This window comes from Variovorax beijingensis (assembly GCF_007828835.1).
In the GTDB taxonomy this organism is placed as follows: domain Bacteria; phylum Pseudomonadota; class Gammaproteobacteria; order Burkholderiales; family Burkholderiaceae_C; genus Variovorax; species Variovorax beijingensis_A.
Window position 1 is genome coordinate 148,544 of sequence record NZ_VIVL01000005.1, and the last position, 12,958, is coordinate 161,501.

Sequence of the window (12,958 nt, forward strand, 5' to 3'; positions counted from 1 at the left end):
GTGTCGGGCTGCCTCAAGCAAGCGCGCACCGCAATGCGAAGCATGGAGCTAAACCAATGAGCGAAGCGCAGCGCACCGAATCCGTGGCTGCCGACTGGCTGGCCCGCCGCGACAGCGGCGCATGGACCGACGCCGACCAGCAGCTGCTGGACGCCTGGATCGCCGCGTCGGTTGCTCACCGCGTGGCGTGGCTCCGGTTGTCCAGTGCCTGGGAGCGCGGCGACCGGCTGGGCGCACTGCGCACACCGGCGATCCCGATTCCTGTCCCCACGCCGGCTCCGGCATCGCAGCAGCAGGCTGCACGCCCGGTCTCACGCCTGTCGCGCTTCTCGCTGCAACGTATTGCCGCCGGCATTCTGGTGGCCGCGGCGGGCACCGCCTGGTTCGGCTGGCAGTACATGCAGGAAGAACAGGGCCGGCAGTACGCCACGGCCGTCGGCGCGCGCCAGTCGGTGGCGCTGGCCGACGGCTCCAGGCTCACGCTGAACACCGCCACGCAGGTGCGCACCGCTGTGAATGACAGCGGGCGCAAGGTCTGGCTCGATGCAGGCGAAGCCTACTTCGACATCGCCCACGACAAGAAGCGGCCCTTTGTCGTCATCGCCGGCGACCGCCGCATCACCGTGCTGGGCACGCGCTTCCTCGTGCGACGCCAGGGCGAACAGGTGAACGTGACGGTGGAAGAAGGTCGCGTGCAGATTGCATCGGCCCAGCCGGGCGCCAAGAGCGCCGAGCCCACCGTGCTCACGCGCAACCAGGCGGCCGTCACGCACGCGGACAACGTGCTGGTGATCTCGAAGGCGCCCAAGCAGGTCGACGACGAACTGAGTTGGCGCGAAGGCAAGCTGGTGTTCGACCAGACCACGCTGGCCGACGCGGCCGCGCAGTTCAACCGATACAACACGCGCCAGCTCGTGATCGTCGATCCGGCGATCGCGCAGGTGCGCATCGGCGGCAGCTTCGATGCCAACAACATGAGCGGCTTCGTAGCGTTGCTCAAGCAGGGCTTCGGCCTTGCGGCGCATGAGCGCGGCAACGAGATCAGAATTTCGAATTAACAAATTACCGGAATGTGACGGGGCGTTCGTCTCAGTGGGTATCCCGACAAATAACCACGCTGGAGAGATACCCCATGAATCGCATCGCACCTCGCCCCGGTATGCCGTCCAAGAAGAAGCGAACGTACGCGGCTGTTGCGCTGCGCCCATGGGTCATCGGCGGTGCGTGGGCGCTGGCGAGCGGCATGCCCGCACACGCGCAGACACAGGCACAGACGCAGATGCCGGCACATAGCTTCGACGTGGGCGGTGGCGATCTCAAGACCGCGCTCGATGCCTACATCGCGCAGGGCGGCGTGCAACTGCTGTACAAGGTCGACGACGTGAAGGGCGTGGCCACGCGTGGCGTGAAGGGGGCGCTTTCGCCGCAGGATGCGCTGGCGCAGCTGCTCGAAGGCACGCAGCTGCGCACGCGTCGCGGTGACGACGGCGCCATCGTGATCTACACGGCCGCTGCGGCTGCCAAGCCGCTGGCCGACGAAGCACCGCAGTCGCTCGACAGCGTCACGATCACGGCCACGCGCCGCCGCGAGCCGGTGCGCGAGATTCCGATGCAGGTCAACGTGATGAAGGCGCAGGCGCTGGAACGCGCCGGCGCCAAGAACCTGGCCGACTACGTGGCCGAACAACCGGGTGTGAACCTCACGAGCAGCGGCAGCGTGGGCGGCACGCTCACCATGCGCGGACTGACCATGGGCCCGGTGCAGGGCATCGCAACCGTGGGTGTGTACGTGGATGACGTGGCCACCGGCCTGAGCTCGGCCGGCGCGAACGGCGGCAACACGCCGCTGGACATGGGCATGCTCGACCTCAGCCACATCGAGGTGCTGCGCGGCCCGCAGGGCACGCTGTACGGCGCCGGCGCCATGAGCGGCGTGCTCAAGTACGTGACCAACCAGCCCGACACCATGGAGCTCGCGGGCTCGGTGCGGTTCGGCACCTCGTGGACGCAGGGCGGCGGCCCCGGCTTCATGACCGGCGCGGTGCTCAACGTGCCGCTCAAGGAAGACGTGGCGGCCATCCGCTTCGCCGCCTTCACCGACCAGATCGGCGGCAGCTACGACGCCACGGGCCTTGCGAGCGGCCGCAACATCGACCGCGGCCACACCGACGGCGGACGGGTCTCGCTGCTGCTCACGCCCACGCGCGAACTCACGGTGCGCCTCACGGGCACCGTGCAGGACGTGCATCGCAAGGGCCTGGGCTTCGAGGAGATGGACAAGCGCACGCTGCGCCCCTGGAACCGGGAGCGCTCGCGCCAGCTGTCGGCCAGCGAGTCGTACCGCAACCTCACGCAGCTGTTCGGGCTGGACGTGGAGTACGACTTCGGCTGGGCCCGCCTGAACTCGATCACCTCCGCGCAGGACGTGAAGATCAACAACAGCGTCGACGTCACCGGCCTGTACGGGCCGCTGCTGAGCGCTATGCGGGTGCCGGTGGCCTCGGTGCCGATCATCAGCACTGTGGAGCAGCATCGCGTCAGCCAGGAGTTCCGCCTGACCTCGCGCTCGGGCACCACCATCGAGTGGCTGGCGGGCCTGTACCTGAACCGTGAACGCGGCAGCAACAACGGCAGCATGGACGCCGACCTGATCGGAGGCCGGGGCAGCCTCGGCCTGCTGACATCGACGCAGTCGTCGCGCTACCGCGAGGAAGCGGCCTATGGCGACATCACCTGGAACGTGACGCCAGCGTTCTCGCTCACCGGTGGCGTGCGCCTGGCGCGCAACCACCAGAAGTACGCCAGCCGCCAGACCGGTCAGCTGATCGGCTCGGTCGCCGCCAATGCCGCCGGAACCTCGTCGGAAAGCCCGACCACCTATCTGGCTGCGGCCAAGTACACGCTATCGGACACGAGCACCGTGTACTTCCGCGCGGCCAGCGGCTACCGCCCCGGCGGTCCCAACGTGCTCAAGGCCAGCACCGACCGTAACGTGGTACAGCCGATGTACAACTCCGACTCGCTGTGGAGCTACGAGCTGGGCTACAAGGCCGACTTGCTCGACCGTACGCTGTCGCTGGAAGCCGCGCTGTACGACATCGAGTGGAGCGGTGTTCAGCAGCCCACGCGCAGCGGCGGCTTCACTTTCGTGACCAATGCGGGTGCGGCCCGCATCAAGGGTGGCGAGCTCACGCTCAACTGGAAGCCCAGCAAGGAATGGCGCTTCACCGCCAATGCCGCCGCCATCGACGCGCGCCTGACCGAGGACGCCACGGGCCTGGGCGCCAAGGCCGGCACGCGCCTGCCGCACACGCCGCGCTTCGCCACCACGCTGGGCGTGACGCGCAACTTCAGCCTCGCCGATCACCCGGCCTACGTCGGCATCAGCGCGCGCTACACCGGCAAGCGCGATGCGGGCTACCGCGGCAGCACGGCGTTGCCGAGCATCATGATGCCGGCCTACACGCTGGTCGACCTGCAGGCAGGTATCGACTTCAAGCGCTTCAGCGTCTCGGCCTATGTGCGCAACCTGACGAACCGGCGCGGCATCGTGTCGATCGAAACCGGACTCAACGCGAACCCGAACCTGGTGACCGCGGCACTCGTGCCGGCGCGCACTATAGGCGTGAACGTCAACGTTCCGTTCTGACATGGCGGGCCTCTCACCGTTCGCGGCACCGGTGCCGCTGGATACGGCCGCCCCTGCGGCCCTCGAAACGAACCGGAAGGCGCCCACCAGCGCCTGGTATGCGCTGTCGGTGCTCATCATCGCCACCGTGCTGGGGTCGATCGACAAGGTCATCCTCACGCTGCTGACGGAGCCGATCCGCCAGACGCTGTCGCTCTCCGACACGCAGCTCGGGCTGCTGCAGGGCGCGGGTATCGTGCTGTTCACGGGCATCGCCACTTTGCCGCTGGGTTGGCTCAGCGACCGCTACGACCGGCGCGTGGTGCTCGCGGCCTGCGTGGTGCTATGGAGCGCCGCCACCGCCATGCGCGGCACGGCCATGGACTACGGCGTGCTGTTCGTCGCCTCCGTCGGCCTGGGCGTGGGCGAGGCGGGCCTCACGCCCATCACCAACAGCATGATCCCCGACCTGTTCCCGCGTGCGCAGCGGGTGCTGGCGAATGCGGTGTTCGCGTTGTCGGCCATTTTCGGCAGTGCACTGGGTGCGCTGCTGGGCGGCACCATCGTGCACCTCACCGACGACCTGCGGCCCTGGCTGCCCGTGTCGATGCAGCAGCTCGAGGCCTGGCGCCTGACCTTTTTCGTGCTGGCGTCGGCCGGCATTCCGGTGACGCTGCTGGTGCTGTCGATCCGGCGCACCTCGCGCGGCGGCGCGCAGGAAGCTAAGCCGGCCGTCCCGACCGCCGAGGCGGCGGGCATCACGACCCTGCGCGAGCACCTGCGCCTGCACTGGCGCACCTTCGCGGGCCTGGTGACTGGCGTGGGCCTGACCAGCGTGGGCCTGAGCTCGCTGGGCACCTGGCTGCCGATCGTCACGGCACGCACCTACGGCGTCACGCCGGTGCAGATGGGGCAGGGCATGGGCGTGGCCTTCCTTTGCGGCACGGTGGCCGGGGGCCTGCTGGGCGTGCTGTCGATGCGCTACGTGCAGCCGCGCATGGGGCCGGCCGCTGCGCTGCGCCTGATCATGCTGGGCAACCTCTCGGCGGCGCTGATGTCGACGCTGCTGCTGTTCACGAGTTCGGCCAACCACAACTTCATGCTGCTGGGGCTGCTGGTGGTGCCGCTCATCGGCAGCGCGGTGCTGCTGCCCAACGTGCTGCAGGACGCGGCGCCGCCGCACCTGCGCGCCCGCACCATCGCGATGCTCACGCTGGCCAGCCTGCCCTTCGGCGTGGTGGGTCCGCTGATGGTCGGCATGTTGTCGGATGCCCTCAAGTCAATGCCCAACGGGCTGGCGGTGTCCATCGTCGCGACCACGCTGGTCGGCGGCTGCCTGGGCGCCATGGTGCTGCGCGCCACCGAAGGCCCGTTCGTTCGCCTGATGCGCGAAGCGCAGCCGACCTGACTTTTCTTCCCGCTCCGATCTTTCATCGCTTGTCGTCCTTCCATGTCACAACCCGAATCCTCCGCTTCCCTTCCTGATACCGCTTCCGCACTGGCTGCCATCGACGCGCTGGTGGCGCCCCTGAACCGCAGCGACGCGCCCGGCCTGGTGCTGGGCATCGCGCAGCACGGGCGGCTGCTGTACCGCCGCGCCGTCGGCATGGCCAGCCTGGAGATGGGCGTGGCCCTCACCCCGACCTCTCGCATGCGCATCGCCTCCACCAGCAAGCACTTCACTGCGATGGCCGTGCTGCTGCTGGCCGAAGACGGCCTGCTCGACGTGGAAGACCCGGTGCAGAAATACCTGCCCGAGCTGCCGCAGCTGAGCGCCAACGGCCCCACACTGCGTCAGCTGCTCACTCACACCAGCGGCTGGCGCGGCCACGACGAGCTGTGGGCCATCGCGCACGGCCTCACGTTCACCTTGCCCGGCCCGGGCCTGCCGGCCATGGCGCGCCAGCGCGAGCTCAACTTCGAGCCCGGCACGCACATGGTCTACAGCAACGGCGGCTACTTCCTGCTGGCGAAGATCGTCGAGCGCGTGAGCGGCCAGAGCTTCAACGACTTCCTGAAGGCACGCCTCTTCGCCCCGCTGGGCATGGCCGACACGTCGTCGGTGCAGACCGACCTCGACGTGGTGCCGCACATGGCCGGCCTGTACATGCCCGCGCCCGGCGGCGGGTGGCGCCGCGGCATGTACCCGTGCGAACTCGACGGTGGCGGTTCGCTGGTGTCGACGGCGGACGACATGCTGCGCTGGCTCGCGCACATGCACGGCAGCGAAAAGATCGTGGGCAGCGCAAAGAGCTGGGCCCTGTTGTCCGAACCCACCACGCTGTCGTCGGGCTCGAAGGTGACCTATGGCTTCGGCCTCGCGCGCCACCCCTACCGCGGCGTCGAGATCGTCCACCACGCGGGCGCCGTGCTCGGCGCGCAGTCGCAGATGCTCAGCGTGCCGAGCCACGGGCTGCACATCATCGCCATGGTGAACGGCGCGCCGGTGTCGCCGGGGTCGCTGGTCCTCAAGGTGGTCGAGGCGCTGCTGGGCGACACGCTCGCGCCGCCGGAAGTGCGGCCGCTGGCCAGCGACTTCCCCGCGCTGGTCGGCCAGCGCTACCACGCACCGTCGACGGGCAGCGTGCTGAGCTTCGCTGATGTGGGCGGCAAGCTGGGCATGTCGTGGCAGGCCAGCGGCGCGCAGGCGATGCACCAGGGCGACGGCAAGCTCTGGCTGGGCCTGCAGGACATCCCTGTGAACGATCTCGTGATCGAGGCCGGCGACATCGACCCGCGGCGCGCGCCCGACGCGCTCGTGCTGCACGAAGGCGGCCAGCCGCGCCGCTTCGAGCGCCTGCCCGAGACCGCACCCGATGCCGCGACGCTGGCCGACCAGCTGTGCGGCGACTACACCAGTCCCGATCTCGACGCCACCGCGCAGATGGCGCTGGCCGAAGGCAAGTTGCTGCTCACGGTGCAGGGCCGCCACGGCCAGCACGTGTGCGCACTGACACCGCTGTCGGCCGACGTGATGGTGTTGGCTTCGGCCGACCCGGTGCTGGCGCAGCTGGGCAAATCGATCCTCAACGTGGAGCGCAAGGCCGGCCGGGTCGTGGGATTGCGGCTGGACACGATGCGCACCCGAAACATCCACCTCGCCCGCCAGGAGCCCCGCGCATGAAGTTCTTCACCACCCTGTTCGCCACCGAGACCAACACCTTCGTCTCGGCCCCCACCGGTCTGGGCAGCTACGAGGAATACGGCATCTTCCGCGGCGACGCGAGCACGCGCGATGCGACCGGCTACGGCCTGTACGCGGTCGAGGTGCGCAGGCAACTGGCCGCCGAAGGCCATGAAACGGTCGAGAGCCTGCTGGCCTTTGCCCAGCCGCTCGGTCGTACCGTGCGCAGCGTGTATGAGCGCCTGCGCGACGAAATTCTGGAGGACCTGCGCAAGGCCGTTCCGGTCGACGGCGTGATCCTCGTGCTGCACGGCGCGATGGTGGCCGACGGCTACGACGATTGCGAAGGCGACGTGATCTCGCGCGTGCGCGACATCGTCGGGCCGAACGTGCCCATCGGCGTGTCGCTCGACCTGCACTGCCACTTCACGCAGAAGATGCTGAACGCGGCCGACGCGATCATTTGCTACAAGGAATATCCGCACACCGACGCGTTCGACCGCCTGCGCGAACTGATCCGCATCGTGGTCGATACCGCTGAAGGCCGCGTGCGGCCCGTGACGGCCGTGCACGACTGCCGCATGGTCGGCAAGTGGCACACCACGCGCGAACCGATGGCCGGCTTCGTGCGCCGCATGCAGTCCGCCGAACAGCAGCCGGGCGTGCTCTCGGTATCGCTGGGCCATGGCTTCCCATGGGCCGACGTGCCCGAGTCGGGCGCCAAGCTCTGGGTGGTGACCGACAACGACCCTGCACTCGCCGCGAAGCTCGCCGAAGAACTGGGTCGCGCCTTTTGGGACCTGCGCCACGCGACCGGCGTGCCCTCGCTCTCGATCGAGGAGACGCTCGCCCGCGCCATGGCCACGCCAGACGGCCCTATTGTCATTGCCGACACCGCCGACAACCCCGGCGGCGGCGCCACCAGCGACAGCACCTTCGTGCTGCGCGCGGTGGTCGAGCGCGGCATCGGCGACGTGGCCTTCGGCGGCGTGTGGGACCTGGGCGCCGTGCAGCTGTGCCGCGACGCCGGCGTGGGCGCGAGCTTTGAGCTGCGCCTGGGCGGCAAGTGCGGCCCGGCCTCGGGCGCCCCGATCGATCTGCACGTGACCGTGAAGAACGTGGTGGAGGCTCACTCGCAGGGCGGCCTCTCGGGCGTGCGCACGCCCATGGGCCCGTGCGTGTGGGTGCAGGCCGCCGACGGTGTGGATATCGTGCTCATCAGCAAGCGCAACCAGGTCATCGGCGTCGACCTCTTCACGGGCCTGGGCATCGACCTCACGGCCAAGAAGCTGGTCATCGTGAAGTCGGCGCAGCACTTTCATGCGGAGTTCGCCCCCATTGCCAAGTCGGTGCTGTACGTGTCGACGCCGGCCTCGCTGAGCACCGACTTCGCCAACCTGCCGTACCGCGTGCGCGACCTCGACTACTGGCCGCGCTTGGAACAGCCCGGCCGCCCGTACCACATGGCCGCGCCCGGAGAGGTCTATACCGTCGACGGCCTGCGCATGCACCTGCAGCGCAGCGGCCCCGCGCCCGCCAGTGCGTCGCAGCCCACGCTCGTGATCGAAGCCGGCGGCGGCTGCGCCTCGCCGACCTACGCACGGCTGCAGCAGGCGCTGGCGACGAAGCATCCGGTGATCAGCTACGACCGCGCCGGCATGGGCTGGAGCGAGGCCGACGACGCGCCCTTCGACGGCGAGCGCAACGCGCACCGCCTGCATGCGCTGCTTGAAGCGGCCGGCGTGACGGGCCCGATCGTGCTGGTCGGCCATTCGCTCGGCGGCCTGCTGAACCGGGTCTACGCGGGCCTGTATCCGCAGCAGGTGGCCGGTGTGGTGATGCTCGACGCCAGCCACCCCGACCAGTTCGCGATGTACGAGCACCCGCCCGAAACGCAGTTCGCGGCCGAGCGCGACAAGCGCGCGAACTTCCAGGCCGGCGGCCCGCCGCCGCCGGAGCAGGCGCCCATCGAGGCCCTGTTCGCCGACATGCCGCAAGTGCTGCGCCAGATGAAGGCGACCTACACGCCCGAAGCGCTCGACGCCATGCTGGCCGAAGTGCGCGGCCTGCCGCACGTCGCGCGCCAGGCGGCTGCGTCGCCCGACTTCGGCGCGCGTCCGCTCGCCGTGCTGTGGGCCAAGCAGCAGCCGCTGCCGGCCGGTGCCGACCCGGCGATCGCCGCGGTGCAACAGCGCTGGCCCGAGTTCCAGGAATCGAATGCGGCGCTGTCGACGCAACGCCGCCTGGCCTGCATCGAAGGTGCCGCGCACATGACGCTGGTGCTGCTGCCACCGCTGGTGCAGCGCGTGGCCGAGGAAATCGATCGCGTGATGGCGCAGATCGCGTCCGGAAACGGCCGATGACGCCGCTGGGCGAACTCACCACGCCCGCGCTGGTGCTCGACGTCGGCGTGCTCGAACGCAACTGCGAGGCGATGGCGCAGCGCGCGGCGCGCCACGGCGTGTCGCTGCGTCCGCACCTGAAGACCGCCAAGTCGGTGGAAGTGGCGCGGCGCGCCACGCGCGGGCAGGCCGGCGGCCTCACGGTGTCGACCGTGGCCGAGGTCGCGTACTTCGCGCGCCACGGCTTCACCGACCTGACATACGCCGTGGGCATCGACGCGAACAAGATCGAGGCGCTGTACGACATCCAGCGCGCGAGCGGCGCGCGCGTGACGCTGCTGGCCGATTCGATTGAAGCCGTGCAGGCGGCCGGCGCGCGCGCGCGAACGCTGGGCGCCCGCTTCCGCATGCTGCTCGAGATCGACACGGGCGGCGGTCGCGGCGGCGTCGGGCCGGACGACGACGAACTGCTCTCGCTCGCACGCGAAGTGCAGCGCAGCGAATCGCTGACACTCGCCGGCGTGCTCACGCATGCGGGCCACAGCTACCACGTGCAGGGCGGCACGGCGATCCGCGCCATTGCCGAGGCCGAGCGCGCCGGCGCCGTGCATGCGGCCGAACGGCTGCGCGCGGTCGGCATTCCGGTCGAGGTGGTGAGCGTGGGCTCCACGCCCACGGCCGTGTGCGCGCTGACGCTCGAAGGCGTCACCGAGATGCGCCCCGGCGTCTACACCTTCTGCGACCTCGACCAGGTGGCGCGCGGCATCTGCGGCGTGGAAGATATCGCGCTGTCGGTGCTGGCCACCGTGATCGGCCACAACCTGCGCTCGCGCCGCGTGCTCATCGACGCCGGCGCGCTCGCGCTGTCGAAGGACCAGTCTGCGGCCGAGTTCCGCAGAGGCCTGGGCTTCGGGCTGGTGTGCCAGGCCGAGGACACCGTGCCGCTGCCCGGGGTGTGCGTGGCCGAGCTGCACCAGGAACACGGGCTCATTGCCTGCGAGGGCAATCCCGATGCACAGGCCATGTTCCGCGCACTGCCCGTCGGCGCCCGCGTGCGCGTGCTGCCGCACCACGCCTGCATGACCGCCGCGCCCTACGACCGCTACCACGTGGTCGAAGGCGCCGACAGCGGGGTGCAGGCGGTTTGGGACAAGGCGCGGGGCTGGTGAACCGCGGCCTGCAGAGAACCAATTTTTTCGGAGAAGACAACGATGACGAAGACATTTCTTGCACGGCTCGCGGCAGTGGCCGCGCCTTTCGTTCTGGCATTCGGCCTGGGCAGCGCGCCGCAAATCGCGGGCGCCCAGACGCCGCCGGCACCGCAGGCCGCGGCCAGTGCTGCCGCCGCGCCGGCGCCGGTGGCCGTGCCCGAGAAGCCCGCCGCTGCACCTTCTGCCGCGGCCAAGATGGACAACCCCTACGGCGTGGGCGCGCTCTGGTCGCAGAGCGATGCAGTCGCCAAGGCCGTGCTCGCCATCCTGGCGATCATGTCGATGGGCAGTTGGTACGTGATCGTCACCAAGCTGCTCGAGCAAATGCGCATGGGCCGCCAGGCGCGCGCGGTCGACAACGAGTTCTGGAACGCGGGCACCGTGCAGGCCGGCACCGCGCGGCTGGCCGAGGGCAGCCCGTTCCGCTTCATTGCCGACGCCGGCATGCAGGCCACGCAGAAGCACGACGGCTTGCGCGGCAAGGTCGACTTCGCCGACTTCGTCGACCTGTGCATCCACCGCGCCACCGAGCGCGTGCAGCGCCGTCTGAGCAACGGCATGTCGCTGCTGGCCACCGTGGGTTCGACGGCACCGTTCGTCGGCCTGTTCGGCACGGTCTGGGGCATCTACCACGCGCTCACCGCCATCGGCGTGGCGGGACAGGCATCGATCGACAAGGTCGCCGGCCCGGTGGGCGAGGCGCTCATCATGACCGCCATCGGCCTTGCGGTGGCCGTGCCCGCGGTGCTGGGCTACAACTGGCTCCTGCGCCGCAACATCACCGTGATGGACGACGTGCGCGAGTTCAGCGGTGAGCTGCACTCCGTGATCCTGGCCGGCAGCGCCGCGGTCTGACGCCCGCGCACACGCAAGCGGATCGCGCCATGGCGATGAACATCCCGGCTTCCGGGGGAGACGAGGAACAGGCCATTGCGGCCATCAACACCACGCCGCTGGTCGACGTGATGCTGGTGCTGCTGATCATCTTCCTCATCACTATCCCTGTGGTCAATTACTCGGTGCCCGTCGCGGTGCCGAAAGAGCGCAACGAGGTGCGCGAGAGCAAGCCCGAGACCGTCGTGATCTCGGTGGACGCCGCCGGCCGCACCTACTGGTACGACATGCCGGTGCGCGACACCCCCGCGCTGGTCGCGCGGCTCACCAAGGTGGCGGCGATGAACCCGCAGCCCGAGGTGCACATCCGCGGCGACTGGCATTCCGACTACGAGCCAGTGGGCCGGATCATCTACGCCTGCCAGGCGGCCGGGATCGCCAAGTTGGGCTTCATCACCGAGCCGCCGGCGCGGAACTGACGAGCAGACAGCGAGACAAGCCATGCCAAGAAAAGAAAAGCAGGGGCGGCGCAGTAGCGCGCCCTCCGACGGGCCCCTGATGGACATCAACACCACGCCGCTCATCGACGTGATGCTGGTGCTGCTGATCATGCTGATCATCACCATCCCGATCCAGCTGCATTCGGTGAACCTGAACATGCCCACGGGCAACCCGCCGCCCAGCGACCTCAAGCCCGAAGTGCTGCGCATCGACATCGATGCGCTCAGCGTCGTGCAATGGAACGGCGAGCCGCTGGCCGACCGCGCGGAGATGGAACGGCGCTTCGAGCAGGTCGCCGCGCAGGCCGTGCAGCCCGAGGTGCACCTGCGCCCCGACCGGCGCGCGAAATACGAAGTGGTGGCCGGTGTGATGGCCTCGGCGCAGCGCACGGGAGTGAGCAAGCTGGGCATCGTAGGCGCGGAGCAGTTCATCCCATGAAGCGCTCCCGCAAGGATTTCAATCCCAAGTCCCGCTTCGGGCCGGTCGGCATCGCCGTGATGGTGCTGTTCCATGTCGGCGTGGGCTATGCGCTCGTGTCGGGGCTCGCGCGCCAGACGGTGGAGGCGATCAAGAAGCCGATGGAGGCGACCATCATCAGCGAGATCAAGCCGCCACCGCCGCCCCCCCCACCACCGCCCCCGCCACCCAAGAAGATCGTGCGGCAGGAGACGCTCAAGCCACCGCCGCCGTCGCGCCCGGCCTACGTGCCGCCGCCTGCGGTGACACCGCCGGCCACGTCCACGCCCGCGATCACCGCCGTGCAGAACATCGAGCCGGTGGCACCGCCGCCGGCCGCACCGCCCACGCCGCCCACGCCGCCGGCCCCGCCGAAGGCGACCTCCACCGACATCGCGGTGGCGTGCCCGCGGCAGGTCAAGCCCGAGATGCCGCGCAAGGCACTGGACGAAGGCATCGGCGGCGTGGTGAAGGCCGAGGTGCGCATCAAGGGCGGCCACGTGCAGGAGGTGCGCTTCCTGTCGGGACCGCGCGTGTACCACTCGGCCGTGCGCGCGGCCGTGATGCGCTACGAATGTCAGACCACGGGCGACGCAGAGGTGCTGGCGACGCAGGAGTTCGTGTTCCGCATCGAATAGCCGGCAAGCGACGGCCGCTGCGTTCGAGCGCGCAGGTCTGGGCGATTCATCCGCGCTTCTGTCTCGAGTCGCGGTGGCCATTGTGCGCACCGCCGCCCGCGAGATCGCAGCCGGTCCGGCGGTTCCAGTTCGAAGCAGGAATGACCGTGCACATGTGCGGCCATTTGATCAACGTGGCGCACGTCACGGACTTTTAGGGCAACGCGATCACACGCTCGAAGCTT

Annotated in this window: 10 protein-coding genes; all 10 read left to right on the top strand. The window is 69.4% G+C overall.

The features are described from left to right. Window positions 1–56 precede the first annotated feature (56 nt). Window positions 57–1,058, top strand: coding sequence for a FecR family protein (locus tag FB547_RS16765; protein WP_145744107.1), 1,002 nt, complete (start codon window positions 57–59; stop codon window positions 1,056–1,058). Window positions 1,059–1,132: 74 nt separating this feature from the next. Continuing rightward, window positions 1,133–3,649 carry a TonB-dependent receptor domain-containing protein gene (locus tag FB547_RS16770; protein WP_145744109.1) on the top strand — a complete coding sequence of 839 codons (2,517 nt, stop codon included), beginning with the start codon at window positions 1,133–1,135 and terminating at the stop codon, window positions 3,647–3,649. Window position 3,650: 1 nt separating this feature from the next. Further along, on the top strand, window positions 3,651–5,036 hold the full coding sequence (locus FB547_RS16775) for an MFS transporter (RefSeq protein WP_145744111.1): 1,386 nt from the start codon (window positions 3,651–3,653) through the stop codon (window positions 5,034–5,036). 42 nt (window positions 5,037–5,078) lie between these two features. Then, window positions 5,079–6,752 carry a serine hydrolase domain-containing protein gene (locus tag FB547_RS16780; protein WP_145744113.1) on the top strand — a complete coding sequence of 558 codons (1,674 nt, stop codon included), beginning with the start codon at window positions 5,079–5,081 and terminating at the stop codon, window positions 6,750–6,752. After that, window positions 6,749–9,115 (top strand): alpha/beta fold hydrolase, encoded by a 2,367-nt coding sequence (locus tag FB547_RS16785; RefSeq protein ID WP_145744115.1) that lies wholly within the window; start codon window positions 6,749–6,751, stop codon window positions 9,113–9,115. Before FB547_RS16780 ends, FB547_RS16785 begins: the two co-directional genes overlap by 4 nt. Then, on the top strand, window positions 9,112–10,263 hold the full coding sequence (locus FB547_RS16790) for an alanine racemase (protein ID WP_145744117.1): 1,152 nt from the start codon (window positions 9,112–9,114) through the stop codon (window positions 10,261–10,263). The genes FB547_RS16785 and FB547_RS16790 overlap by 4 nt, the downstream gene beginning before the upstream one ends. A gap of 42 nt (window positions 10,264–10,305) precedes the next feature. Further along, a complete protein-coding gene (locus tag FB547_RS16795) occupies window positions 10,306–11,160 on the top strand; it encodes a MotA/TolQ/ExbB proton channel family protein (protein ID WP_145744118.1) in 855 nt (284 codons plus the stop codon). 29 nt (window positions 11,161–11,189) lie between these two features. After that, on the top strand, window positions 11,190–11,618 hold the full coding sequence (locus tag FB547_RS16800) for an ExbD/TolR family protein (protein ID WP_145744120.1): 429 nt from the start codon (window positions 11,190–11,192) through the stop codon (window positions 11,616–11,618). Window positions 11,619–11,640: 22 nt separating this feature from the next. Then, the gene (locus tag FB547_RS16805) at window positions 11,641–12,078 is read left to right on the top strand and encodes an ExbD/TolR family protein (protein ID WP_145744122.1); all 438 of its coding nucleotides are present in this window, start codon (window positions 11,641–11,643) and stop codon (window positions 12,076–12,078) included. After that, window positions 12,075–12,734, top strand: coding sequence for an energy transducer TonB (locus tag FB547_RS33340; RefSeq protein WP_186454184.1), 660 nt, complete (start codon window positions 12,075–12,077; stop codon window positions 12,732–12,734). The genes FB547_RS16805 and FB547_RS33340 overlap by 4 nt, the downstream gene beginning before the upstream one ends. Window positions 12,735–12,958 lie beyond the last annotated feature (224 nt).